Below are 24326 nucleotides of genomic sequence, written 5' to 3'. Positions count from 1 at the left end.
TATACCCTTTTAAATCATTATGTAATTCAACACGAAAACTATTATTTTCCGATTGTGGATTAACACCACGTTGTACATATGGTAGAAATTGTTAGATTTGTTATATTATGTCGTATACATCAACTTCAATTTGTTTACGTTCATTTAAATAGCATGTACCCTTCAAGTCGATTTCAATAGATTTTTGTTTAAAGAAAAATCGATATCCGTTATTTTGAACTTTGCCAGTAAATACGAAATGCGCTCACTTTTTCATACTGTTGTCCCCAATAAATTCAGAAGTGGTAAGCCGGAATTTTCTATATTATCGGCTTACCTATATTTATATTATATTATGAAGCGCTCTTTTTCCAATTTTTCAATGAGTTCATTAATAAAATGGAGTACTTGCTGAGATGAACTTTCAACCTCTTTTAGTGCTAATTCAGCATCGGAGATTTTACCTGCATTATAGGAAACAGCTGCTCGTTTTGCAGCTTCATGAACTTTTTGATGATATGCGTCTAACTCGATATAGGCTTTTTCTTTATCGAATCTATCGCGTGCTTTTTCAGATGAATACCATTTCCCTAGTCTGCAATCTCTATGTGAAGATACTTCACTTTCTTCAATTTTCTCTAGCCCTAAGAACATATTATAGACGCGCCATTTCCATAGAATATGATCTGCTTTTGATAATTGTAATAGAGCATTACTTGAAAGTTGGACGTTATTATTTTCAACAATGCTTAATCGGAAATGATTAATCTCAGCACCTAGTTGATGGATACCAGCTGATGTAGCTTGTCCTAATTCGCGAATATCATCTTGCAAATCAGAAATTTGTACCATACGATGAGAGACTTCATCTATTGCTGCAGCTTGTTGTTCTGATATTGCTGCTGTATTGGTTACATCCACATTGATCTCTTCGATCGCTTCTACGATTGAGGAAAGAAGTGGTAGGGAATCTTTTGCCTCATTTGTTGCCTCTTTTATAATAGTAGTTGTTTGAGAAATTGATGTTGCTACATTACTTGAATAGCTTTTTAGATGTTGTACGTTTGAAGAGACTTCTCCTAATGCTGATACAGTGTTTTCAGCGAGCTTACGAACTTCTTGAGCAACAACAGCAAAGCCCTTTCCGTGTTCACCTGCACGTGCAGCTTCTATAGAAGCATTTAGCGCAAGTAGGTTTGTTTGATCAGCAATCTCTTTTATTAAAGTTACTACATTCTCGATATCATTGACTCGTTTTTGTAATTCACTGAATGATTCTACAATCGATGTGAAGGTTTCTTCTGTTTTGAAGATTTCATTTAATGCTAAGTCAATTGTGTTTTTACTATTTGTTGCATATTCAACGGAGTCAGCTGTTTTTTCAGAAATACGGGCGGATGTTTTAGCTACTTCACTAATGGAGGCAGTAATCTGCTCTGTTGCAGCAGTGGATGATTGAATTTCTTCGTTTTGACGATCCAAACTATATACAAGGTCTTTCATATACATAATTTGTGAGTTCGTATCCATCAAAGCTGAAACTTCACTAACTGCGTGTTCAATCATTCTTTCTGTCGCTACCTCAAATAATAGTTCTTGATCGATATTCACAGCACCTTGAAATGAACGCATCAAGTCGAATGCTTTGGCAGGTTTGTACCCAAAGTTATACAATATGTGTGTAGTCACATAAAAAGCAAATTGATTGAAGATAACAATAGTTTTACCTGGTTCAAATTTATGGTGTCTGAATAAGTAGAAGAAACGTACTGTTTCATCTACGTACTTTTCATCTCTTGGATGTAAAAAGAATGCATTTAAGTATTTTTCTATATATTGATCAGAAATTGGATTATGCTTTTCAGGTGCAATTTCTTCTAAGTATTTTGTGAAAATATCACGCATAGAAGGTGTACATTCCAATAATTTTGAATACAGCTCTTTTAAGTTTTCTTCATCTCTTTTATGGAAATTATTAAATGCTAGTGTATCTTTAAATCTCCCAATGGTATTGATATCAGTTCCTCTTTGGAGTAGTTGAGCCATTTCTAATTTGGGTCTAATAGTAGCAAACATCCGTATCCCCCTGTGTTAAAATATTGTATTTTTATAGTAATTTTAGCACATTAACAGTAGGGAATAAAGGCACAAAAAAGATTTCGATAGAATATTCAAAATACAAATAAAAGGATTTGAAAAATATGTATAAAATAATTTATATGAAAGCGGATTATGAGCCGTGGTGGCAATTTGAAGGTTGGGAAGAACATATTGTTGAAGAAAATGCATTTGAAATAAAAGAAGAAGCCGAACAATATTTGGTTGAGACATTACAAAATTTTAAAGAAAAGTATGATCACGACTCTAGTAAAAAAGAACGATTCTGGGCATTTTGGTCTGATGATGAAATTGGGTTTTGTGAAGCTTGTGATGAAGATATCCAAACTTATCACGGTATTATTTGGTTAGATGAGAAAAATCAACCTAAAATATAAGAATATTTACCAAAAATCATGAACATTCGTTGACAAAACTTCCAGCTGTACGTATAATTATCTTAACAATTGAAATTGATTAACCGCAACTCGCATTCACATATTACATAAAGTGATCGGCAGTAGTTCGGTACTTTATGTAATATGTGAATTTTTGATTTCGGTCATTAATTGCATATTGTCTACATTTATTTTTTTGGAGGTTTTCTCACATGAAACAAGGTACAGTAAAATGGTTTAACTCAGAAAAAGGCTTCGGTTTTATCGAAGTTGAAGGCGAAAACGACGTATTCGTACACTTCAGCGCTATCCAAGGTGATGGCTTCAAAACTCTTGACGAAGGTCAAAAAGTTGAGTTTGAAGTAGTTGAAGGTAACCGCGGACCACAAGCAGCTAACGTTACTAAACTTTAATATTAGCTAATAAAAAGGAATATCTTTCGGGATATTCCTTTTTTTGTTCTTTTTTTATGTATATGGTAAGTGTTCTTTGAAAAATATGTATCAGAAAAGCTTCTGTTGCTAGTATAAGTTTAAATGAGTGAAATAATACATTATTACAAATTATTTTTGGAAGAAGATTTCTAAGAATCCAAATACGTTCAGAATAATTAAATAAATGATATTAAAAAAGAAGTAATCGTGATTTCTGAGGTTATAGGGAAGTGATAGTCTTTATATAACCGTAATCAAAATGTTATACTATTTTAATCAAATAGGAGGTGGCGTTATGATTAATAAAATTGGACAAGTAATGCTATATGTAAACGATGTTGAGGCAGTGTCAACTTTTTGGGAGGATAAATTAAACTTTGTAGTTCGACAAAAAAGCACCGAACCATTATCGGTAGAGCTTGCACCTACTGAAGACAGTGAGACTAGCTTTGTTTTGCATGATAAAGAATTTATAGCTAAGATGAGTCCGGAATTACATTTAGGTACACCATCTATTTTGCTTTATTCAAATGATCTTGAAAAAGACTATCAAACTTTACAGGGAAAAGGCGTAAAAGTCGGAGCAATTGTTGAATTACCTCATGGGAAAGTGTTTAACTTTGCGGATGTAGAAGAGAATTACTTTGCTATTATTGAACCAAAATAATTCTTAACTAAACGCCATTTAAACAATAGTGTTTTGTACAACCAAATTGGTGGAATCTTGTCGATGACTAAACGAGTATTCTGGATTCGCAATTTTATCATATCATCTGAAATATTGTTAATGGGAGCGATAAATCTCACCTTCTAATAATCCATAAAAAAGAAAAACACATATTAGTGATGGCTAATATGTGTTTTTTTATTGATGTATAAATTTTTATATTTCTTTTAAAGTAACTTTTTCAATACAGCACGTACAGGACTTCCATCTGCTTCAACCAATGGAAGTGGGAGGGCTGCCAACTCATAATTACCTGGTCCAATATCGTCTAATACAAGCCCCTCTAAAATGTGAATTCTATGACTGGCAAGTTCATGATGAGCAGACAATTCTTTACTATCAAGTGGATCTACAGAAGGCAAATCAAGACCAATAAGACGAACACCGAGTTCTGAAAGATATGCCGCTAATTCTGGTTGGATATGAGGAATGGTTTGTGGAAACTCACTTCGATCCTTCCATGCATCTGTGCGGATTAACAATCGCGTCACGCCTTGTAGATTTAGATTGGATAATTCATTGACGCCAATGCTAGTTCTGTTTGGTAAATGGATGACTGTTGCATTCCCTATATATAAATCGAGATCCAGATCAATTACTCTTTTTCCATCGTTATCAAAATGAAAAGGTGCATCAATATGAGTACCAGTGTGTAAACTCATATTGATTTGACCTACATTGACAGATCCACTCTCTACTTTACTCCAATTGACTTTGTATGAGAATGGTGTATCCCCTGGCCATACTGCAACGTTTTCATCAAGACGTTGTGAAATATCTATCCATATACCCATGCATCTTACCTCCATCTCTTTTGGCTATTATTTTCTTTGCCGTTCTTTTAAAAGTAAAACCTACTTTATTTCTTCTTATAACTTTGTTCTTAGACTCCAAAGTTCTGGGAAAAATTGTTGATCAAGTACTCTTTTTAAATACGTAACACCTGATGATCCACCAGTTCCTTGTTTATGACCAATAATTCTTTCCACTGTACTTACATGATTAAAACGCCATAATTGCTGTTGATTACCAATGTCCACTAACTTCTCGGCCAACTCATATAAGTCCCAATATTGCTCAACATCGCGGTAAACTGTCAACCATGCGGCCTCCACACTGGCATTTGGTTCATATTTTTGTGAAAAATTCCTGTCAATTGCTTCTTGATCAATAGGTAATCCACGCGCCACCAGGGCATGAATCGCGGCGTCATAAATACTTGGCTCATGAAGGGCCTGCATCATTTGCTCAGATAAATCTGTCTGATGTTGATAGACTGATAGCATATGGATATTTTTGTTTCCTAATGCAAATTCAATCAAACGATTTTGATAAGATTGGAATCCAGAAGATTGTCCTAGTTTATCCCTAAATTCCATGTATTCAGAAGGCGTCAAAGTTGAAAGGACACTCCATGACTGAATCAATTGCTGTTGAATCCTCGATACGCGCGACAACATTTTAAACGAGGGTTCCAGCTTATTTTGGCGTATACACTCAGTAGCAGCTGCCAACTCATGTAAAATGAGCTTCATCCATAACTCACTCGCTTGATGGATAATGATGAAAAGCATTTCATCATGATGGTCAGAAAGTCTATGCTGACTAGATAAAATCTTATCAAGGTGGAGATAATCTCCGTAAGACATCGATTTTTGAAAATCGGTTTGAATTTCTTTCTCTAGCCCAGTTATTATATGTTCATTGTTATCCTTATTCTTCATTCTGCAATCCCCTCACTTTTGGATTTCACGTTATGCAACCACTTCTCGTTCATTCTTGAATTTTTCATATTTTTTTTCTAACATGATATTCTTAAGTATTTGTACCACTTTCCAAACTTCTGCGTAGGAAGTATATAGGGCAACTGGAGCAAGGCGAATGATGTTAGGTGCTCGGAAATCCGGAATGACACCGTTTTCTTTCAATGCCTTACAAATGCGTGCAGCTTCTTTATGCTCAAGGCTCACATGACCTCCGCGACGTATGTCTTCTCTAGGAGTTCCAATGAAAAATCCCATATTTTCCAACTCAAATTCCACTAAATCTATTAAATATTGATTGATTTTTAGAGATTTTTCTCGAATATTCTCGATTCCTGCTTCTATAAAAATATCTAAAGACCCAATCAAGGGTGCACAACTTAAAACATGAGGTGTTCCGATTTGATATGCACCCGCAGATTCAGCTGGTGTTAATGTATGCTCCATATCGAATTGTTTATCTTTTCTGGAACCGAACCATCCAGCCAATCCAGGCATCGTTCCAAAATGTTTTCGATTTACGTATAAGCCCCCAACTGCGCCAGGACCACCATTTAAGTGTTTATAATTACACCAATACGCAAAGTCAACACCCCATTCACTGAATAAATGCGGAATTGCACCAATAGAATGACATCCGTCAAATCCGATCATGATACCTCGTTTATGTGCTTCCTCAGTTAAACGTTTCATATCCAATATTTGACCACTTCGATACAGTACTGTAGGCAAGATGATCAGAGCGATGTCATCGGTCATTGCTTCGATAATGTCATCCTCATCAAGAAATCGGCCATCGCGACTTTTCACACGAATGAGGTTGGTTTGCGGGTCGTATCCATGTATAGACAGTTGACTTTGAAGAGCATAAATATCAGTCGGAAAAGTTAGTTCATCTGCTAAAATTTTTGTGCGTATTCCTTCCGGCTTATAAAAAGTAGCTACAAGTTGATGCAGATTTACAGTTGTAGACCCGGTTACAATAACTTCCTCGTGAGATGCACCAACTAATTGTGCAATCTTCTTGGACAATTTCTCTGCCATGTAAAACCATGGGTGATTCCCTTGAGTCCATCCGTCAATCCCGTATTTTTTCCAATCCTCTAAGGATTCCAAAAGAGTTCGCTCAGCTCTTTTCGAAAGAAGTCCCAATGAGTTTCCATCCATATAGATAGTATCTGGCTTTAAATAAAACTCTTCCCGAAAACTTTTAAGGATATCTTTCTCATCCAGTCGTTTTGCGTAATCCAAAGTGTATTTTGAAACCATAATGATCCTCCTAAATTGGTTTGCCTGAATATTCCAGAAGAATCGTACCAAAGAATATGACACAATGTCAATAAGTTAATTCAGAAAATTATTAATATTAAATTATTCTAATATTTTTTCCAATAAATGTTTTTTATTTTGGGGGATTTCCTTTATGCTTGTAGATAAGGGGAGGAATAGGAATGGATAATGGTAAAGTAGGGGATAAACGACATTTACGCTCAATTATGACACGTCAAAAGTTATTAGAAGTTGCAAAGGAAATTTTCCTTGAAGAAGGTTTTCAAGCTGCGGTTATTTCTCAAATGATAAAAAAGGCAAATATCGGTTATGGAACTGCATATGTTCATTTTAAAGGAAAAGAGGATCTTTTAATTGTATTAATGGAGAATATCATGGAGCAGTTTTATGATATTGCCGAAACCTCTTTCTTTCCAAAATCAAAAGATGAAGCACAGCTTATTATAAACAAACAAGCAAATGCTTTTTTGAAAATGGCAGAGGCTGAACGTAATATGATGCAAGTTTTTGAACAGGCTATTGGAATTTCAACCGTTATATCAGATAAATGGAAAGTAATTCGGATGAAGTTCATTCAGCGAATATCAAAGGACGTCGCCTATGCACAGCAAAATGGACTGGCAAGAGCTGAACTAAACCATGAGCTTGTAGCAAAAGGATGGTTTTTTACAAATGAAATGTATCTTTGGGAAATTGTCCGTAACGAACATCAAAGTTCTATCGAAGAAATTGCTCAAACCATCACTTCGGTTTACTTCGAAGGTTTGTATTTGTGAATATATTAATAATGCCATAATTGGTAGTTCAAAAAATCTTCAAGTTTTATACAATCAGTAGATTTAGCTTTATTTATTCAAGTAATCCTGCTACTTTTCAGATAATCTATATAGAGAAGAATCATACTAAATAAAGGATAAAACATATACTTTTAATAAACAGGAGGGTGTTAATAATTGTTCCTTTCAAATACCATTATTTCACTTTTCCAGATCACTTCTTGAAAAACAAGTCGAGTATCTTGAAGTGGAAATAAGAAATAATTAAAACGTGATAATAGACGTTCTTTGTCTACAACAGATAATCTATTAATTTTATTGAAAATTTCAACTATCTCCAATCTAACTGCACCTAAACTTATATTCTTACAACAATTTTAGAACGAATGTTTGAAAAAAGTTGAATGTCAACTGTGTAATTAAACAGAGGTCGTTTATTAAATTGAAATGGATTATTGTTACTTAATTTGTGTATTATGGATATATGAAGTAGTGGAAATGCAAATGACTAATAATTTAATTGATATAGAGGTGATTTATATAAAAGTACAATTAAAACCCGTAACGAGAGAAAATTGGGAAGAAGCAATGAGGTTAAGTGTTAAAAATGGACAGACGAATTTTGTGCCTTCAGTTGCAGTCTCTCTTGCAAAAGTATATATCAAACCAGATGGAGATTCTGTTGAATACATACCATTCGCCATTTATGACAATGAGCAAATGGTTGGCTTTATAATGCATGCTTATGAAGAAAATACGACAGATATGTATTGGATAAACGGTTTTATAGTGGATAACAAATATCAACGTCGAGGGTTTGGTAAAGCGGCATTAAATGAGATGGTTCAGTGGATAGTAAATCGATTTGATATTTGTAAGGAGATACGTTTAACAGTCCATAAAGAAAATATAAATGCACGCCATTTATATGAACAATTCGGTTTTCTGATTACAGGAGAAGTATATGATGATGAGGATGTTATGTATCTACCTATTAAATAAATATAATCTATAAAAAATAAGGTGGTTAGAAATACTGATGGTGAATAAAAAAGGCGTTATTGTAATGACGCTTATATCGGCAATCCTCTTTTGTTCTTTAATAATCGCTAGTTCACTTACACCTATCTCTGATTTGGGCCCGAATACCAATAAATTTGGCTCGGTAGGTATGTGGTTAGGCATGTTGATGATATTGTTCTGCTATCTATTACCTGTAATCCTATTTTTAGCAGGAATAAATGCGATGAAATTCGTTATGGCAATATTTTGTGGCTTCGGCATTCTAATATTTACGGCTACAATAGGAACAGTGTTTGTCTTAGGCATTGTTCAAAATATCGTCCCTGAAGTTTTAGTCGTCGTTGCGATCTGTTTAGCTGCAATAATAGTCAATATTAGCTGGTTTTTTGTAGCTTTTCGACCTTCAAACATTCGGTTAGTTGTATCCAATGACTAGGAACTGGTAGTTTAGCTTAACAGAGGCAGAACAAATCAATTACAAATTTTTTAATAATATAGATAAAGAGTATGTTTTGAAGAATTTGTTTCAAAACATACTCTTTAATTTTTAGATTGCTAGTATATACGAAATAATATAATTGTAAAGGATGTCAAAGCCACTCTAAAATTTCAATTCGATTACCAAAAGGATCGTTTATATAAATTCTATTGGCTCCTGGCAAATCGTCATCATTAATGAATTTAATATCGTTTTTGGATAAATGGGATTTTAAAGCTTCAATATTTTCTATCTCAAAAGCTGGATGTGCCTTTTTGGCGGGAGTAAATGGTTCTTCAATTCCAATATGAATTTGATAGTGAGCGAATTCAAACCAAACACCACCTCTTTTTTTTAACAGTTCTGGTTTTGCAATTTCTCGAAATCCTAGAATATCACTAAAAAATCTTTTCGCTTTGTCTTCTGAACCTTTAGGAGCAGCTAGTTGAATATGAGCAATCGATTTAAATACAAATGACATTGTAAAACCTCCTTGAATTGTTATACTTCCATTTTATCTCAAATCATTTGATAAGAAAATATGATTAAAATTATGAATATTTATAATAATTACTTATGTCGCTTTTTGGAATATTCACCGTTGAGTAGATTGAAGTTGGAAATTTATTGTATTAATTATATTTGAAAGCGATACTTCCATAATTTAAAGCATATACATTATTGAAGAGGGTAGTCAGTGGCAAACACAAAAAGGAGTTGGCATATGACGAGTGCAAATCAAAAATCGAAAGAGGAACATAAAGAGAAAATAAAGTTCTCCGTAATAATCCCTGCACATAATGAAGAAAAGTACATAGGGAAATGTTTAGAATCAATAAAAAAGGCATCACAAGCATATGCAGATCAAATCGAAATCATTGTCGTATTAAATCGATGTACAGACAAAACGGAGGAAGTTGCAAAGTCTTATAATTGTATTACATTAGAAAATAAAGATAAAAACTTATCTAAAATCCGAAATGCAGGTGTTGCAATAGCACAAGGTGAAATAATCATCACCATTGACGCCGATACACAGATGACAGAGGGAATGCTGTCGAATGTAGACAATTATTTAGCATCAGGAAAATACATTGGAGGTGGCGTGAACGGGCAGTTTGAAAGGATGTCTTTAGGAATCATCGTCTCTGCATTGTTATTAATTATTCCCTTACTTTTTAAGTACGGGTTAATATCAGTGGGGATTTTTTGGTGTTATAGAAAAGACTTTAACGCAATCAACGGATTTAATGAAAATATGTTAATGGCTGAAGACGCAGATTTTGCAAAACGATTAAAAGAATGGGGAAAGAAAAATAATAAAAAGTATGGAACGATAAAAAATGGAATGATTACTTCATGTAGAAGATTTGATGCTTACGGGGATTGGGGATTATTGAAAAATCCAAGAGTGATTTTAGCTTATTTAAATGGTACTGATCAAAAATATGCGGATAGAACATATTATGAGAACCAAGTAAGATAACTAAAATGGACTGGAAACAAATGTAGAGTATCTTCATCCATAAAATATATATCGATATGAAAATCGAGTAGTTTTGTATGTGTATCTTAAAACTTTAAATAATACTTATCAAATGTGGCATGAACCTCTCTATTACTAGCATATGATATTAATAATATGTTAGGAGGAGGAAGAGATATGAAGAAATCACTGGTCATTATGGGAAATGGGAATACATACGTTGTTGATGAATCTCCCGACGAGTTCTATGAAAATTATTTAAGTGAAACAGTAGAAAGTTATGCATACCTTGATTTGGATGATTTTACAACGGTAGCGATTGCACATATCTCTGAAATTGTTGGTATAGAAGAGTAGTAATTTAAGCCACATCTACTAGGTGTGGCTTTTTATTTTGAGTTACTTTAGAAAATGACCATCTCTTAAGAATTAGCAAAATCTTACTGTAGATTGTATAATACATATATAGTTCTTAAATTATTTAATCATTTTAAATTTTAATAACTAAAATTATCTAAGGGATGATTGTGATGGAAAAATCTTTTGAAGACGCTATAAAGAATTTAATGGAGGAAATGTTTGATATTCAAAATAAATCAAATGAATTTATGAAGGTACTTACGCATGAAGAAAACCTCTCAGAAAATTTAATCCTCTTATTGCTTAGACTAAAATTATTCAAACATATGAAAATTACTGAAATCTCAGAAGCGTTTATGCTAACACCTGGAGCAGCAACGAATATGTGTGATAAACTTGAAAACTTAGATTATGTAGAAAGAATAAGGATAAAAGATGATAGAAGAGTTGTAAGGGTATCTCTAACTAAAAAAGGGGAAGAAAGAGTTGCATTAATTTTTTCAAAATTCTCAAAAGAAAAGATAGAGGAAATCTCAAGCACATTTGTAGAGATAAATAAGCTATTTAAAAAAATCGAATATTAATCAATTCTAAAAACAGATTACTTCCAATCTGTTTTTTTGTTTTTTAAAATTCTTATGTCACTAAAATCACTGTTTATCGAAGGGGCATTTTAAAATTCTTATAAAAGTAGTTAGTTATCTCAATATATATGTAGTTGATAGCATTTTCCAACTAACCAACTCTTATTGTGCAAATAAAATAATGAAATCCTGCATAATAATTAAAGTTTATTTTAAATCCAAACAATCATATTTGTAGTGGATATAGAAAACAGGGACAAAAAGACATATTCTTTTTGTCCCTATGTAAATAATCTTGGAGAACTATATTTAGGTAGTGTATGCCCTAAATTATTTTGGAATTTCTTTGTACGCTAACTTCAAAATTATATCTTTGTGTTGAGGATATTTTAGTAAAAGTTCGTCTTGTGTAAATAACTCGAAGTCTTGGAATTCAAAACCTGGAGAAACCATGCACCCAACAAGAGAGCATACATCTTCCCCCATAACAGAAGAGCCAAAGATTGAATGTTTAGGAACTAAAGCTTGAGGAACTTCTCCTTTTTCAAGATTTAATCCTAATTTAATCTCCTCATATTCTCCATTTTCATGAATGATATGGATTGTTAAAGGACTACCACCGTGATAATACCATAATTCATCAGATTTCAAACGATGGAAATGAGAAATATCATTTGACGTTAATAGAAAATAAATACTCGTATAAAGCTTTTTTTGACCTTTAAAAGTTACTTGTAATTCTTTATCAGAAGTGCGTTCCTCAGATTGGAAAGTTTCTTTGTAATATCCACCTTCTGGATGTGGAATAAGTCCAAGTTTTGATATCCAAGATTGTAATTCACTTAGTTTGATCATTTTATATATCCATCCTTTCAACTCAATATCTAAATATTACATCATTTCTTTATGTCATAGTTAGACTTTTATAAAAGAAAACTGTAAATCTACCCGTTAAAAAGCAAAGTATTATAGCGTTATTGAGATTGATCGAATTAAAAAAATCGCATCTTCCTTCCTTATGTATGCTCAGAATATAGGGCTAGGGAAAGGTCGATACAACGATTTAATGATATGGTAACAATCTACCTCCATTATTATTTGATGGGGTTTCTATCCTTAGATATTGTGGAAAATCTTTTATTTAAAAAATTTGACAATTAGTATCGTGATTATATATTATAGTTTATATATATTTTAGTAATTAAAATATTTTATTTTTGAAGTTAAAATGATTATTATTAATTCTAAATAAGGAGAAGAGTATGAAAAGAATGAAATGGATGATTGGGGTGTTGATTTTAATGATAGCTGGCTCTATTGTTGCATCGAATATGAGTAAAAAAGATGTTGAGTACAAGAGTGATTTGGATTACGTAAAGAGAATTTATGTTGATGCTGATATTTCAAACATTGTTATTGTCACTGGTGAGCAAATGATGAAGGTTAAATATACAGGTCAAAAATCATTAGTTGGAAGTCCTAGCATGGATATTGTTTATGAGAAGGATCAAGCCATTATAAAGGTAAAGGCAATTCAAAAAAAGTGGATGACCATAGTGCCTGGTTCAACAAAAAGAGGGGAATTGGTATTGAATATTCCTTCTAGATTATTAGAACATGTGCAAATAAATACGCGAAATGGCAATATAACTGCAAAAAATGTAAGTGAAATTAATCAATTAAGCCTTAGTTCGAGTGTAGGAAATATTATTGTAGACTCTTTTAAAGGGGATGACTTAAATATAGAAGCAAAAAACGGTTCTATTAAAATAGGGTCTGTGGATGGAACGGTTAATATAAAGAACCAAACAGGCTCATTAAAAGGTTTGATTTTTACACATATTAAGGGTAAGAACAAGATAAAATTGTCAAACGGCAATGTCCACATAACGCTACCTAGAGAGCTAGAGATGAATGAAATTAGCTTTAATATTGCATCTAAGAATGGGAAGATAACCTCAGAAAATGATAAATTACTAAACGAAAATATTATTAAACAAGGGGCGGGAAATCGAATAGTAAATAACATAAAGTCGGATAACGAATTAGATATTTCTGTTTCAGTAGGTCATATAAAAATTAAATAATTGACTAAAGCTAATTAAATGAAAGAGCTGTTTGTTATACAAGACTTTCTAAATATACCGTATAATAAGGGTGTACTCTTGTATTAATTAAACTATTAAAATAAGCATTCTTCCGAAGTCATATCACATTTTAATTTTTGCACACTATAGAGGAAAAGATAGAGATATTACAAATGAAGTAACAGAGAGTACATCAATGTTTTTTATGAATGTAAATTGAGTGAAGCGGCCTAGTTAGGTCGGTATTGTTTAATGGAGGTAGCTATATGAAGTACGAAACTATTTTGTTCGATGTTGATGATACTCTATTCGACTTTAGTAAGTCGGAAAAAAATGCCTTACATAAAACTTTTGTGGAGTTCGGATTACCTACGGGATTGGCGGATTATGAAGCAAACTACAAAGAGATTAGCATGATGTTATGGAGAGATTTGGAACAAGGACTTATCACTTTACCAAAACTGGGAGTTGAAAGATTTAAGCAGTTGTTCTATACAAATGAGCTTGAAATTAATGCTGATAAGTTCAGTTGTGTGTATCTTGGATATTTGGGCAAGGAAATACATCCTATACAGGGAGCCGTAGAAGTATGTGACAAGCTTTCTGGGTGTCGGCTGTCTATTATCACAAATGGCTTTAAAGATGTGCAGATATCAAGAATAGGGGGCTCTCCTCTCAGTAACGCTTTTGAGCATATCTTTATTTCTGAAGAAGTTGGATTCCAGAAACCTGAAAAAGGTATTTTCGATTATGCATTTTCCAAGCTACAGATTACAGATAAAGAAAAAGTGTTGATCGTGGGTGATTCTTTAACCTCTGATATTCAAGGTGGGATAAATTACGGGATTGATACGTGCTGGTTTAATCCGCATTATAAAGAAAATAAAATAGGAATTAAGCCGACGTATGAAATACATGAGCTGACGGATCTTTTAGAAATTGTATAGGAGTAGAGAAGTTTAAACGAATCATCAATTTATTTGTTTTGTAATATATTTCAGCATATAAATGGAGATTAAATTCTAAGCGTTGACATGAAAAACCCCGCACTTTCCAATTAAATTGGGAATTGCGGGGTTTTGTTCGGAATAAATCCTTAAAAGTGATTAAAGGATTATTTCAAACCTTCTTTTTCTTTCCACTCTAAATATTCATCATAAGTTAATTGCTTATCTAAAATTGAACCGTCTTCACGGATTTCGATTACGCGGTTAGCAATTGTTTGAATGAACTGATGGTCATGAGATGTGAAGATCATAGCGCCTTTGAAGCGGATTAAACCTTCATTTAGTGCTTGGATTGACTCAAGGTCAAGATGGTTAGTAGGCTCATCAAGTAAAATAACATTTGCAGAAGCAAGCATCATTTTAGAAAGCATACAACGAACTTTTTCTCCCCCTGATAATACAGAAGGAGATTTTTTCACTTCTTCACCTGAGAATAGCATACGACCTAAGAATCCACGTAAGAAGCTTTCAGTTTCGTCTTCTGGTGAATATTGGCGTAACCATTCTACTAATGATTTCTCATTGCCTCCGAAGTATTTATCATGATCATTTTCAAAGTAGCTTTGAGATGTAGTAACACCCCATTTATATGTTCCTGCATCTGCTTCTTTTTGTTCCATTAAGATATCAAGAAGAGCAGTTTTTGCTTGCGGGCTACCTAATAAAATGATTTTGTCTTCTTTGTTCATAGAGAAGCGAATGTCTTTAAATAGAGTTTCGCCATCATGACTTGCTGTTAGACCATCAACAGTTAACACGTCATTACCAATTTCACGACCAGTTTGGAAGTTGATGAATGGATATTTACGGCTAGATGGTTTAATGTCATCAAGCTCGATTTTATCCAACATTTTTTTACGAGAAGTTGCTTGGCTAGATTTAGATGCGTTCGCAGAGAAACGAGCAACGAATGCTTGTAGCTCTTTAATCTTCTCTTCTTTCTTCTTGTTTTGGTCAGACATCATTTTTTGTGCTAATTGGCTAGACTCATACCAGAAGTCATAGTTACCAACATATAATTGGATTTTAGAGAAATCAAGGTCAGCAATATGTGTACATACTTTGTTTAAGAAGTGACGGTCATGGGATACAACAATAACCGTATTTTCAAAGTTGATTAAAAATTCTTCTAACCATTGGATTGCTTTTAAGTCAAGGTGGTTGGTAGGCTCATCCAGTAATAGAACGTCAGGCTTACCAAAAAGAGCTTGTGCTAATAACACTTTAACTTTGTCTGAACCTTCTAGGTCAGCCATAAGCATATAGTGAAGTTCGTCACCAATCCCTAAACCATTTAATAATGTTGCCGCTTCAGATTCAGCTTCCCAACCGTTTAGGTCAGCAAACTCACCTTCTAATTCAGCAGCACGCATGCCATCTTCATCAGAAAATTCTTCTTTTGCGTAGATTGCGTCTTTTTCAGCTTTTACTTCCCAAAGACGTTTGTTCCCCATAACAACTGTATCTAAAACGTTAAATTCATCGTATTCGAAGTGATTTTGCTTTAATACAGAAAGACGTTCGTCTTTACCCATTGATACGTGGCCATCTTGTGCCTCAATATCACCAGATAGAATTTTTAAGAATGTGGATTTACCCGCACCGTTTGCTCCGATTAGTCCGTAACAGTTACCCGGTGTGAATTTAATATTTACGTCGTCAAATAATTTACGGTCGCCATAGCGAAGACCTACATTACTTACTTGAATCATGTAAGTTCCTCCTTTTTTTCACAATGCTTCAAGTATATCATGGAACGCTATGCAAGGCAGTAAATAAAACTCTAAAAGTGTATAAATTTACGTATAATATATGCTTTTAAGCCAAAACCACTGCATTTTGCAGCTTATTGAGAAAAAAAATAGTAAGAATGGTCATTCTAAGTGCATCTTTTGTAAAAATATTGATATAGAAAAAATTAAACTTTAGATTATACTCATTTTTTGAATCTCATAGAAATAGAATTAATAAGATGTAAATCAAAGAAAAGGTGGGATTCCTATGAAAGGGAAAGTCGCGGTGATGACAGAGCCTGAGCAACTTATCTTTGAAGAATATGATTTACCAACAGCTGGACAAGGTAGCGTGTTAGTGAAAGTGATTCGAACGAATGTATGTGGTTCTGAACTACACATTTGGAGAGGACAACATCCGACAAAAAAATCAGGTGTAATGGGACATGAGATGGTGGGAGAAATTGTGGAACTTGGTGAAAATGTCACAACGGATTTTGCTGGAAATCCAGTGAAAGTTGGAGACAGGATTGCAGCTGCTTACTTTTTAACTTGCCGCAAGTGTACCCATTGTCAGCAAGGTTTGTTTAACTTGTGCGAAAATGCATACGAATTTTGGAGTAAGGATGCTCATGAATATCCTCATTTCCATGGTTCGTTTGCAACGCATTATTATATTCATCCAAATCAATATTTTTATAAAGTACCAGGAAATGTCTCAGATGCATCTGCAGCCAGTGCCAATTGTGCATTGTCTCAAGTATATTATGGGGTTGAAAAAGCGGGTACTAAGTATGGCGATACAGTCGTCATACAAGGAGCTGGAGGACTTGGATTGAATGCATCCGCTGTTGCGAAATCATTAGGTGCGACAGTAATTGTGATCGATGCAGTTGAAAGTCGCCTTGCACTTGCGAAGAGGTTTGGGGCCGATTATACAATTTCTTTTGCAGAATATCCTTCAGTAGCAGATCGCGTAGCTCGCCTATTAGCTTTAACGAATAATAGAGGCGCTGATATTGCGATGGAGTTAACGGGTGTACCTGCTGCATTAAATGAGGGTATCCATTTATTAAAAGCAGGAGGCAAGTACATTAGTATTGGTAATATCTCACCAGGAAAGTTGACTGAGTTTGACCCAGGGCTAATGACGCGAAAAAATATTCAGATTTTAGGAGTTATTCGATACAATCCATGGTATTTGCAAAAAGCACTCACGTTTTTAAGTGACAAAAGCGATGTATACCCATTTGATGACATGCTAGCTTGTGATTATACGTTAGCAGATATTGCAAAAGCACTTGATACTTCCGCAACTCGTGAAATAACACGAGCTTCAATTTTAGTCAATGAAGGAGTGTAATTATGAATCCCATTCTAACTGAAATATTAGGAGATAACGGACAGATTTTAAACATAACTTTAAATCGACCGAAAATGCTCAATGCTTTTAATACAAAAATGGCTGAGTATATGTTGTCACTTTTAAAAGTTGTATCAACTGATTCGTCCATTAGGGTTGTACTTTTAACTTCTTCAAATAATGACGCATTTTGCTCTGGAGCAGATTTGAAGGAACGTCAAGGGCTTTCTGATGAGGCTTGGAAAGCGCAGCATGAGTTATTTGAGCAAATGTTTTATGCGCTTGAGGATCTACCACAGCCAACAATTGCCGTAGTGAATGGCTATGCTTTGGCGGGTGGTTTTGAATTAGCGCTCAATTGCGATTTACTCGTTGCAGCAAAAACATCGAAATTTGGCTTACCGGAAGTAACGCGTGGCATAATGCCTGGATGTGGTGGTTCTCGCCTTTTACCTAAACGAGTGCCATTACATAAAGCGAAACAATGGTTGTTTACCGGTGAAATCTTTGGAGTAGAAGAAGCAAGTGATGCTGGTCTACTTAATGCGGTCGTTCCACCGGCGGAGTTGTTCCAAACAGCACTAAGACTTGCAAATAAAATTGCAAAAAATGCTCCTTTGGGTGTGCAAGGTTGTAAGAAGAGTGCAAATACGATAGGAGCGTTATCAAATAGTGAAGCGCGAAAACGAGAAATAGAGATTTATAATCTAGCGGTTAATTCAAATGATCGTCTTGAAGGTGTGCTTGCATTTAATGAGAAAAGGGCGCCGATTTTCACAGGGAAGTGAGGGAGAATTGCGTTGTTATTAGCAGAAGAAAAAGTGGCGTTTTTAGAAGAACTCCGTCAAAGTGTACGTGCTGTTTGTAAAGCATTTCCCGATACGTACTGGCGAAAAATTGATGAGCAGCAAGCATATCCAACGGAATTTGTGAAAGCGCTAACTGATGCAGGCTTTTTAGCAGCACTCATTCCTGAAGAATACGGGGGGGCGGGCCTTGGCATTACAGAAGCGTCCGTTATTTTAGAAGAAATCAATCGTTCTGGTGGAAACTCTGGGGCGTGTCATGCCCAAATGTATACGATGGGAACCATTTTACGTCATGGTTCGGATGATCAAAAACGTATGTATTTGCCAAAAATTGCTGATGGTAGGTTACGCCTACAAGCTTTTGGGGTGACAGAACCAAATACAGGTACGGATACGACAAGTCTAAAAACATCAGCCGTGCGACAAGGTGATCACTATATAGTGAATGGTCAGAAGGTGTTTATATCTCGTACGGAACATTCAGATTTAATGATTTTACTCGTGCGTACAACCTCTGTTGAACAAGTAACGAAAAAGAGTGAAGGCTTGTCCGTGCTATTAGTTGATTTACGAGAGGCAGTTGGAAATGGCATTGAAATTCGGCCGATTAAGACGATGATGAATCATTCAACGACTGAGTTGTTTATCGAAAATTTAAAAGTACCTGTAGAAAACCTAATTGGAGAAGAAGGAAAGGGTTTTCGGTACATTTTAGACGGTATGAATGCAGAACGTATTTTAATTGCCTCTGAATGTATTGGTGATGGTCGTTGGTTTATTGAACGTGCGACAAATTATGCGAATGAACGTGTCATTTTTAATCGCCCTATCAGTCAAAATCAAGGCATTCAGTTCCCGATTGCAAGAGCATATATCAATATTGAAGCGGCGAATCTCATGCGTTTTAAAGCAGCTCAATTATTTGATGAAGGAAAATCATGCGGGGCAGAGGCGAATATGTCTAAGCTTCTTGCAGCGGATGCGTCTTGGGAAGCGGCAAATGTCACATTACAAACACACGGTGGTTATGGCTTCGCGACGGAGTATGATATTGAACGGAAATTTAAAGAAACACGATTATATCAGGTAGCACCTATTTCGACAAACCTTATTTTATCGTATGTAGGGGAGCATGTTTTGAAAATGCCTAAATCTTACTAAGTGATGTTTTGAAATAGGAGAGTAAGACTGGAAGGGTGGTGAAGTGAATGTTGCCATTACAAGGAATGAGAGTCATTGATGTCACGACGAACATTTCAGGTCCCAGTTTGACGATGATTTTAGCTGATCTTGGTGCGGAAGTTATTAAGATTGAACGTCCGGGTATTGGTGACGAAGCACGTAAAATGGCCCCACTTGTAAAAGAGGATGGAACATTTTTCTTAAATATTAATCGCAATAAAAAGTCAGTTGTATTAAATCTACAATTACAAGAAGCAAGAGAAGTGATGTATGAGCTAATACGTGATGCGGATATTTTTGTTGAAAATTATCGATTAGGTAAAGCTGATAAGTTAGGCCTAGGCTATGATACTTTGAAATCTTTAAATGAACGTTTAATTTATTGTTCATTAACAGCATATGGTCAAATGGGGCCTTCCAAATATAAACCCGGTTACGATGCTATATTACAGGCTGAAACAGGTTTAATGAGCATGACAGGAAGCGATCATTTAGCACGTGTACCTGTTTCGATTTTAGATCAAGGCAGTGCTGTGTGGGGTGCACTTGGTATTTTATCAGCTCTCTTGCAGCGTAAAGAAAATGGACAAGGGCAAAAAGTTGAAACTTCACTTTATGAAACAGGAGTCTACTGGGTCGCTTATCATTTACTCTCAACAATGTTAACAGGGGAAAATCCAGAAAAATTAGGCTCTAATCACGCTTCATTCGCACCGTATGGCGCTTTTCAAACTGCAGATATACCAATTATGATAGGCATTTCTAATGATCGATTATTCGACAAGCTCTGTGTAGTGTTAGAGAAGCAGCAATGGCTTATAGATGAGCGTTTTTCTTCAAACGTAGTGCGTGTTCAAAATCGTACACTACTCAATGAAAAACTAACGGAAGCGCTGCAATCAAAAAAAGCAGCAGATTGGCTCGCCGATTTAGAGCATCAAGGTGTACCTAGTGCCATGATTCAGCAAATGACTGATGTAGCAAAGCACCCACAAACACTTAGTAACCATATGCTTATAGATGCCGAGAACCCAAGCAATGGAAACATCCACTTAACCCGCTTACCGATTACATTATCATCAGTGGATTTGCAAGTCAGAAATACGCCCCCAGCTCTAGGTGAGCATACAGTTGAAGTGCTGAGGGATTTAGGGAAAAGTGATGTAGAAATTGAGCGTTTAATGAACAGGCAAGAATTGCAAAATTAACGACAGATATTTGTTATGGAAAGAAGTTTTAAATAATTGATCAATTGGAGGAATGACTATGTGTAAATCGAAAGTGTATGTATTAGATACAGGTTCGATGAAGATGGATAAAAACTATATGATTGCTATGCATAACCCAGCAAGTGTTGATAATCCTTCTCCCCCAGCAGAGTTTGTAGAATTCCCAGTTTATGCAGTTTTGATTGATCATCCTGATGGGAAAATTTTATTTGATACAGGTTGTAATCCTGATGGTATGGGAAAAGAAGGACGCTGGCCACAAGGTGTACAAAAGCTGTTCCCTGTTTTCCAAAGTGAGGAATGCTACTTAATCAATCGTTTAGAACAACTAAAGGTACGTCCAGAAGATATAAAATATGTTGTCGCATCTCATCTGCATTTAGATCATGCCGGTTGCTTAGAGTTATTTACGAATGCCGAAATTATTGTCCATGATTCAGAGTTATCTAATGTTATGAAAACATTTGCGATGACACGTGATATGGGTGCTTATATATGGGGTGATGTAGAAGCATGGATAAAAAATCAGCTACGCTGGCGCACAATTCAGCCACATGAAAAAGAAGTGGAGTTAGTGAAAGGAATTAAAATCTTAAACTTTGGTCCAGGACATGCTTACGGTATGCTGGGCTTGCATATTGAGTTGCCAGGTACAGGTAATCTTTTACTTGCTTCAGATGCGTTATATACAGCAGAAAGCTTAGGCCCTCCTGTTAAGCCACCAGGTATCATATATGATTCTGTTGGCTATAGTAGCACAGCTGAACGTATTCGAAAACTTGCAGAACAAAATAATTCAACCATTTGGTTTGGTCATGATTCGAATCAGTTTAACTCATTTATTAAATCAACCGAAGGCTATTACGAGTAAACCAATAACAACCCTAAGGCCACTACTGTCTTAGGGTATTTTTATAAAGTACAGAGGAGGATGAAAAATGATTGAATCTTGTTCTTATATTAGAGGTGTAGAAATTAAAGGTGATTTACGTGAAGAAATTGAAGTGCGTAATCCTTTTAATAATGAGCTAATCGGAATAGTCAGTTGTGCTACGACTAGCGATGTGGAACTTGCAGTTGAAGTAGCTCATGAAATTTACCAACAAAAAATGAAATCAATGCCTGCATATAAACGTAGTACGATTTTACGACGAGCTGCGGATCTACTCGAAATACAAGCACCAGATTTTGCAAATACGTTAGCACAAGAAGCAGGCAAGCCGATTGTAGAAGCAAGAGGTGAAGTGGCTCGGGCTATTCAAGTATTACGCTTTGCTTCTGAAGGGGCAAAAAATTTAAACGGGGAACAAATTGTCTTAGATAATGCACTTGATGGTGAAGGGCAAATAGGTATAGCTAAACGGGTACCAATTGGAGTTGTTGCAGCAATTACACCGTTCAATTTCCCTTTAAATATGTCACTTCATAAAGTTGCACCTGCCATTGCAGCGGGAAATACAATCGTGTTAAAACCAGCAGAGAAAACACCATTGTCTGCTATAAAGTTATATAAATTGTTTGAACAAGCTGGTTTACCAAAGGGCGCTTTTAATTTATTGAATGGTCCAGGAGAGCAATTAGTTGAAACATTAGTGACACATCCATTAGTAAAAAAGGTGACTTTCACAGGAAGTAGTACCGTTGGATGGAAAATACAAGAGATGGCGAAAGGGAAAAAAATCACTTTAGAGCTAGGCTCCAATGCACCTAATATTGTATTTGAAGATGCAGATATCGATCATGCAGTCAATGCGATTACAATGGGAGGCTTCACATTTGCAGGGCAGGCATGTGTCTCAGCACAACGTATTTTTGTACATCAGACAGTGTATAAGGAGTTTATAAAAAAGATTGTTGAAAAAGTGTCTCAGTTGAGAATGGGAGATCCACTTGATGAATCAACAGAACTTGGACCGATGATTACAGAAGAGGCAGCAAAACGTGCAGAAGAATGGGTAGATGAAGCAATTGCTCAAGGGGCAGTTGTGCTGACTGGTGGAAAGCGCCACGGGACAATGATGCAAGCAACCATTTTAGATCATGTTCGATTTGATATGAAAGTGGTTTGTGCCGAAGTATTTGCACCTATAATTTCTATCATGCCATTTACTAGAGAAGAAGATGTCATAAAATGGGCGAATGATACAGAGTTCGGCTTACAGGCAGGTATCTTTACGAATAATATTAATCGTGCACTTCGTGTAGCAGAACAATTGGAAACCGGAGGCGTGTGGATAAATGAAGTTTCTGTCAAACGCTATGATCATATTCCATATGGCGGTGTGAAGAAGAGTGGAGTTGGCAAGGAAGGTATTCAATATTCGATTGAAGGTATGACAGAGTTGAAATTTATCGGTATCAATATCTTACCGTAAAGGGGACGTTGCAAATGAAAGTAAAATCAGCTATTTTACGTGCATCTGGTGTTCAAAAGCCATATGCAAAAAGTCGACCAATTCATATTGAAACAGTAGAGCTAGATTCACCAGAAGTAGGAGAAGTGCTTGTTCAAATAAAAGCAGCAAGTCTTTGTCACTCGGACTTATCCGTTATTGATGGTAGTCGCCCACGACCTCTTCCAATGGCGCTAGGACATGAAGCGGCAGGAATTGTTGTTGAATTAGGCGAAGGTGTAACAGCATTCTCACCTGGAGATAAAGTGATTTGTGTTTTTGTACCAAGTTGTGGACACTGCATTCCATGTTCTGAAGGTCGGCCAGCACTTTGTGAACCAGGCGCTGTTTCAAATGGAGCAGGGACATTAATTAGTGGAGGCATTCGTATTCATACTGAAACAGAAGATGTCAATCACCATGTGGGTGTCTCTGCTTTTTCTGAATACGCAGTAGTATCAGAGAATTCTTTGGTGAAGATTGATGAAGATTTGCCGTTTGAAAAACTCGCATTGTTTGGTTGTGCGGTTATTACTGGTGTAGGAGCGGTCGTGAATACGGCCAATGTGAAGCTGGGTAGTACGGTAGCTGTTATTGGCCTTGGGGGTATTGGCTTAAGCGCATTACTTGGTGCAATTGCGGCAGGTGCTAGCGAAGTGATTGCGATTGATATTAATGATAAAAAATTAGTACAAGCAAAAGAACTGGGAGCTACTGCTGTCTTTAATTCAAGGGACGAAGATGTCGTTCAACAAGTCAAAAAGTATACGAATGGCGGCGTCGATTATGCATTTGAAACAGCTGGGGTAGTAGCAGCTTTGGATGTTGCATACGCTGTAACAAAGCGCGGCGGTGTAACGACAACAACGGGTTTACCACATCCAGAACATCAATTTTCTTTTCCTTACGTGACATTAACAGCAGAAGAAAAGACGTTAAAGGGATCGTATGTAGGTAGTTGTGTGCCAAAACGTGATATTTCACGTTATATTGAGCTTATGAAGCAAGGGCGTTTGCCTGTAGATGAGCTAATGTCGAACATTATTACCCTCGAAGATATAAACGAAGGCTTTGATTTACTAGCAAATGGTGATTCATCACGCATTATTATTAAAATGGATTAGGGGG

General features: G+C 35.5%; 26 protein-coding genes and 1 pseudogene. 18 read left to right on the top strand and 9 right to left on the bottom strand.

Annotated features, from left to right (window positions below; all coding sequences use genetic code 11):
* Positions 1-100: 100 nt before the first annotated feature.
* Positions 101-229, bottom strand: a pseudogene (locus tag MKY02_RS13345) (acylphosphatase); the annotation flags it as partial.
* Between the two features lie 98 nt (positions 230-327).
* Positions 328-2055, bottom strand: a complete 1728-nt coding sequence (locus MKY02_RS13340; RefSeq protein ID WP_076035116.1) for a globin-coupled sensor protein — start codon at positions 2053-2055, stop codon at positions 328-330.
* Between the two features lie 125 nt (positions 2056-2180).
* On the opposite strand from MKY02_RS13340, the gene MKY02_RS13335 reads away from it, so the two are divergent.
* The 3 genes from MKY02_RS13335 (at position 2181) to MKY02_RS13325 (ending at position 3575) form a co-directional block, all read left to right on the top strand.
* Positions 2181-2474, top strand: a complete 294-nt coding sequence (locus MKY02_RS13335; RefSeq protein WP_038189359.1) for a DUF1033 family protein — start codon at positions 2181-2183, stop codon at positions 2472-2474.
* Positions 2475-2686: 212 nt separating this feature from the next.
* Entirely contained in the window at positions 2687-2887 is a 201-nt protein-coding gene (locus MKY02_RS13330) for a cold-shock protein (RefSeq protein WP_038189357.1), read from the top strand.
* Between the two features lie 316 nt (positions 2888-3203).
* Positions 3204-3575 carry a VOC family protein gene (locus tag MKY02_RS13325; RefSeq protein ID WP_038189355.1) on the top strand — a complete coding sequence of 124 codons (372 nt, stop codon included), beginning with the start codon at positions 3204-3206 and terminating at the stop codon, positions 3573-3575.
* A 227-nt stretch (positions 3576-3802) separates the two neighbouring features.
* Here the strand turns inward: MKY02_RS13325 and kynB are convergent, their stop codons facing one another.
* The 3 genes from kynB to kynU all read right to left on the bottom strand — a co-directional run bounded on the left by kynB (position 3803) and on the right by kynU (position 6667).
* Positions 3803-4429 (bottom strand): arylformamidase, encoded by a 627-nt coding sequence (kynB, locus tag MKY02_RS13320; protein WP_340709167.1) that lies wholly within the window; start codon positions 4427-4429, stop codon positions 3803-3805.
* A gap of 75 nt (positions 4430-4504) precedes the next feature.
* Positions 4505-5359 carry a tryptophan 2,3-dioxygenase gene (gene kynA / locus MKY02_RS13315; protein ID WP_340711352.1) on the bottom strand — a complete coding sequence of 285 codons (855 nt, stop codon included), beginning with the start codon at positions 5357-5359 and terminating at the stop codon, positions 4505-4507.
* A 30-nt stretch (positions 5360-5389) separates the two neighbouring features.
* A complete protein-coding gene (gene kynU / locus MKY02_RS13310) occupies positions 5390-6667 on the bottom strand; it encodes a kynureninase (protein ID WP_076035118.1) in 1278 nt (425 codons plus the stop codon).
* 182 nt (positions 6668-6849) lie between these two features.
* Here kynU and MKY02_RS13305 point away from each other — a divergent pair, with 182 nt between their 5' ends.
* A complete protein-coding gene (locus tag MKY02_RS13305; protein ID WP_038189344.1) occupies positions 6850-7464 on the top strand; it encodes a TetR/AcrR family transcriptional regulator in 615 nt (204 codons plus the stop codon).
* Positions 7465-7634: 170 nt separating this feature from the next.
* Here MKY02_RS13305 and MKY02_RS13300 read toward each other — a convergent pair whose 3' ends face one another.
* Positions 7635-7805 carry a hypothetical protein gene (locus tag MKY02_RS13300; protein ID WP_155981203.1) on the bottom strand — a complete coding sequence of 57 codons (171 nt, stop codon included), beginning with the start codon at positions 7803-7805 and terminating at the stop codon, positions 7635-7637.
* Positions 7806-8004: 199 nt separating this feature from the next.
* Between MKY02_RS13300 and MKY02_RS13295 the strand changes: the two genes are divergently transcribed.
* Both MKY02_RS13295 and MKY02_RS13290 read left to right on the top strand, forming a co-directional pair.
* Positions 8005-8466 (top strand): GNAT family N-acetyltransferase, encoded by a 462-nt coding sequence (locus MKY02_RS13295; RefSeq protein ID WP_038189675.1) that lies wholly within the window; start codon positions 8005-8007, stop codon positions 8464-8466.
* Positions 8467-8503: 37 nt separating this feature from the next.
* Entirely contained in the window at positions 8504-8923 is a 420-nt protein-coding gene (locus tag MKY02_RS13290) for a DUF5391 family protein (RefSeq protein ID WP_038189341.1), read from the top strand.
* Positions 8924-9077: 154 nt separating this feature from the next.
* Here the strand turns inward: MKY02_RS13290 and MKY02_RS13285 are convergent, their stop codons facing one another.
* Positions 9078-9446, bottom strand: coding sequence for a VOC family protein (locus MKY02_RS13285; protein ID WP_038189338.1), 369 nt, complete (start codon positions 9444-9446; stop codon positions 9078-9080).
* 243 nt (positions 9447-9689) lie between these two features.
* Between MKY02_RS13285 and MKY02_RS13280 the strand changes: the two genes are divergently transcribed.
* From MKY02_RS13280 to MKY02_RS13270, 3 genes are all read left to right on the top strand, one after another.
* Complete coding sequence (locus MKY02_RS13280; protein ID WP_076035119.1) at positions 9690-10451, top strand: glycosyltransferase; 762 nt, start codon at positions 9690-9692, stop codon at positions 10449-10451.
* A 177-nt stretch (positions 10452-10628) separates the two neighbouring features.
* Positions 10629-10808 (top strand): hypothetical protein, encoded by a 180-nt coding sequence (locus MKY02_RS13275; protein ID WP_038189333.1) that lies wholly within the window; start codon positions 10629-10631, stop codon positions 10806-10808.
* A 173-nt stretch (positions 10809-10981) separates the two neighbouring features.
* Positions 10982-11395 carry a MarR family winged helix-turn-helix transcriptional regulator gene (locus MKY02_RS13270; RefSeq protein WP_038189330.1) on the top strand — a complete coding sequence of 138 codons (414 nt, stop codon included), beginning with the start codon at positions 10982-10984 and terminating at the stop codon, positions 11393-11395.
* Between the two features lie 330 nt (positions 11396-11725).
* On the opposite strand, the gene MKY02_RS13265 is transcribed toward MKY02_RS13270, so the two are convergent.
* Positions 11726-12250 (bottom strand): cupin domain-containing protein, encoded by a 525-nt coding sequence (locus MKY02_RS13265; RefSeq protein WP_210402667.1) that lies wholly within the window; start codon positions 12248-12250, stop codon positions 11726-11728.
* Between the two features lie 407 nt (positions 12251-12657).
* Between MKY02_RS13265 and MKY02_RS13260 the strand changes: the two genes are divergently transcribed.
* Together MKY02_RS13260 and MKY02_RS13255 are read left to right on the top strand one after the other, a co-directional pair.
* Entirely contained in the window at positions 12658-13482 is an 825-nt protein-coding gene (locus MKY02_RS13260; protein WP_076065853.1) for a DUF4097 family beta strand repeat-containing protein, read from the top strand.
* Positions 13483-13748: 266 nt separating this feature from the next.
* Complete coding sequence (locus tag MKY02_RS13255) at positions 13749-14429, top strand: YjjG family noncanonical pyrimidine nucleotidase (RefSeq protein WP_076065854.1); 681 nt, start codon at positions 13749-13751, stop codon at positions 14427-14429.
* Positions 14430-14596: 167 nt separating this feature from the next.
* Here the strand turns inward: MKY02_RS13255 and MKY02_RS13250 are convergent, their stop codons facing one another.
* Positions 14597-16201, bottom strand: coding sequence for an ABC-F family ATP-binding cassette domain-containing protein (locus tag MKY02_RS13250; RefSeq protein ID WP_038189310.1), 1605 nt, complete (start codon positions 16199-16201; stop codon positions 14597-14599).
* A 289-nt stretch (positions 16202-16490) separates the two neighbouring features.
* Between MKY02_RS13250 and MKY02_RS13245 the strand changes: the two genes are divergently transcribed.
* The 7 genes from MKY02_RS13245 (at position 16491) to MKY02_RS13215 (ending at position 24322) form a co-directional block, all read left to right on the top strand.
* Complete coding sequence (locus tag MKY02_RS13245; RefSeq protein ID WP_340711350.1) at positions 16491-17585, top strand: zinc-binding dehydrogenase; 1095 nt, start codon at positions 16491-16493, stop codon at positions 17583-17585.
* 2 nt (positions 17586-17587) lie between these two features.
* A complete protein-coding gene (locus MKY02_RS13240; RefSeq protein ID WP_051448821.1) occupies positions 17588-18373 on the top strand; it encodes an enoyl-CoA hydratase/isomerase family protein in 786 nt (261 codons plus the stop codon).
* A gap of 12 nt (positions 18374-18385) precedes the next feature.
* Positions 18386-19555 carry an acyl-CoA dehydrogenase family protein gene (locus MKY02_RS13235; RefSeq protein WP_051448820.1) on the top strand — a complete coding sequence of 390 codons (1170 nt, stop codon included), beginning with the start codon at positions 18386-18388 and terminating at the stop codon, positions 19553-19555.
* Between the two features lie 47 nt (positions 19556-19602).
* Positions 19603-20784: a CaiB/BaiF CoA transferase family protein gene (locus MKY02_RS13230; RefSeq protein ID WP_340711348.1), complete on the top strand. Its 1182-nt coding sequence runs from the start codon at positions 19603-19605 to the stop codon at positions 20782-20784.
* 58 nt (positions 20785-20842) lie between these two features.
* Positions 20843-21676, top strand: coding sequence for an AhlS family quorum-quenching N-acyl homoserine lactonase (gene ahlS, locus MKY02_RS13225; RefSeq protein ID WP_340711346.1), 834 nt, complete (start codon positions 20843-20845; stop codon positions 21674-21676).
* A gap of 67 nt (positions 21677-21743) precedes the next feature.
* Positions 21744-23180 (top strand): aldehyde dehydrogenase family protein, encoded by a 1437-nt coding sequence (locus tag MKY02_RS13220; RefSeq protein ID WP_340711344.1) that lies wholly within the window; start codon positions 21744-21746, stop codon positions 23178-23180.
* A 14-nt stretch (positions 23181-23194) separates the two neighbouring features.
* A complete protein-coding gene (locus tag MKY02_RS13215) occupies positions 23195-24322 on the top strand; it encodes a zinc-dependent alcohol dehydrogenase family protein (RefSeq protein WP_340711341.1) in 1128 nt (375 codons plus the stop codon).
* Positions 24323-24326 lie beyond the last annotated feature (4 nt).

The sequence above is a fragment of the Viridibacillus sp. FSL R5-0888 genome (assembly GCF_038009105.1).
In the GTDB taxonomy this organism is placed as follows: Bacteria; Bacillota; Bacilli; order Bacillales_A; family Planococcaceae; genus Viridibacillus; species Viridibacillus arenosi.
The sequence above is the reverse complement of the archived record's forward strand: the minus strand, read 5'-3'. Positions and strand labels throughout refer to the sequence as shown.

What these genes read in the sequence shown, in the direction of transcription:
- MKY02_RS13340 (WP_076035116.1), bottom strand. Translation starts at nt 2,055, where the DNA reads ATGTTTGCTACTATTAGACCCAAATTAGAAATGGCTCAACTACTCCAA.
- MKY02_RS13335 (WP_038189359.1), top strand. Translation starts at nt 2,181, where the DNA reads ATGTATAAAATAATTTATATGAAAGCGGATTATGAGCCGTGGTGGCAA.
- MKY02_RS13330 (WP_038189357.1), top strand. Translation starts at nt 2,687, where the DNA reads ATGAAACAAGGTACAGTAAAATGGTTTAACTCAGAAAAAGGCTTCGGT.
- MKY02_RS13325 (WP_038189355.1), top strand. Translation starts at nt 3,204, where the DNA reads ATGATTAATAAAATTGGACAAGTAATGCTATATGTAAACGATGTTGAG.
- kynB (WP_340709167.1), bottom strand. Translation starts at nt 4,429, where the DNA reads ATGGGTATATGGATAGATATTTCACAACGTCTTGATGAAAACGTTGCA.
- kynA (WP_340711352.1), bottom strand. Translation starts at nt 5,359, where the DNA reads ATGAAGAATAAGGATAACAATGAACATATAATAACTGGGCTAGAGAAA.
- kynU (WP_076035118.1), bottom strand. Translation starts at nt 6,667, where the DNA reads ATGGTTTCAAAATACACTTTGGATTACGCAAAACGACTGGATGAGAAA.
- MKY02_RS13305 (WP_038189344.1), top strand. Translation starts at nt 6,850, where the DNA reads ATGGATAATGGTAAAGTAGGGGATAAACGACATTTACGCTCAATTATG.
- MKY02_RS13290 (WP_038189341.1), top strand. Translation starts at nt 8,504, where the DNA reads ATGGTGAATAAAAAAGGCGTTATTGTAATGACGCTTATATCGGCAATC.
- MKY02_RS13285 (WP_038189338.1), bottom strand. Translation starts at nt 9,446, where the DNA reads ATGTCATTTGTATTTAAATCGATTGCTCATATTCAACTAGCTGCTCCT.
- MKY02_RS13280 (WP_076035119.1), top strand. Translation starts at nt 9,690, where the DNA reads ATGACGAGTGCAAATCAAAAATCGAAAGAGGAACATAAAGAGAAAATA.
- MKY02_RS13275 (WP_038189333.1), top strand. Translation starts at nt 10,629, where the DNA reads ATGAAGAAATCACTGGTCATTATGGGAAATGGGAATACATACGTTGTT.
- MKY02_RS13270 (WP_038189330.1), top strand. Translation starts at nt 10,982, where the DNA reads ATGGAAAAATCTTTTGAAGACGCTATAAAGAATTTAATGGAGGAAATG.
- MKY02_RS13265 (WP_210402667.1), bottom strand. Translation starts at nt 12,250, where the DNA reads ATGATCAAACTAAGTGAATTACAATCTTGGATATCAAAACTTGGACTT.
- MKY02_RS13260 (WP_076065853.1), top strand. Translation starts at nt 12,658, where the DNA reads ATGAAAAGAATGAAATGGATGATTGGGGTGTTGATTTTAATGATAGCT.
- MKY02_RS13255 (WP_076065854.1), top strand. Translation starts at nt 13,749, where the DNA reads ATGAAGTACGAAACTATTTTGTTCGATGTTGATGATACTCTATTCGAC.
- MKY02_RS13250 (WP_038189310.1), bottom strand. Translation starts at nt 16,201, where the DNA reads ATGATTCAAGTAAGTAATGTAGGTCTTCGCTATGGCGACCGTAAATTA.
- MKY02_RS13245 (WP_340711350.1), top strand. Translation starts at nt 16,491, where the DNA reads ATGAAAGGGAAAGTCGCGGTGATGACAGAGCCTGAGCAACTTATCTTT.
- MKY02_RS13240 (WP_051448821.1), top strand. Translation starts at nt 17,588, where the DNA reads ATGAATCCCATTCTAACTGAAATATTAGGAGATAACGGACAGATTTTA.
- MKY02_RS13230 (WP_340711348.1), top strand. Translation starts at nt 19,603, where the DNA reads ATGTTGCCATTACAAGGAATGAGAGTCATTGATGTCACGACGAACATT.
- ahlS (WP_340711346.1), top strand. Translation starts at nt 20,843, where the DNA reads ATGTGTAAATCGAAAGTGTATGTATTAGATACAGGTTCGATGAAGATG.
- MKY02_RS13220 (WP_340711344.1), top strand. Translation starts at nt 21,744, where the DNA reads ATGATTGAATCTTGTTCTTATATTAGAGGTGTAGAAATTAAAGGTGAT.
- MKY02_RS13215 (WP_340711341.1), top strand. Translation starts at nt 23,195, where the DNA reads ATGAAAGTAAAATCAGCTATTTTACGTGCATCTGGTGTTCAAAAGCCA.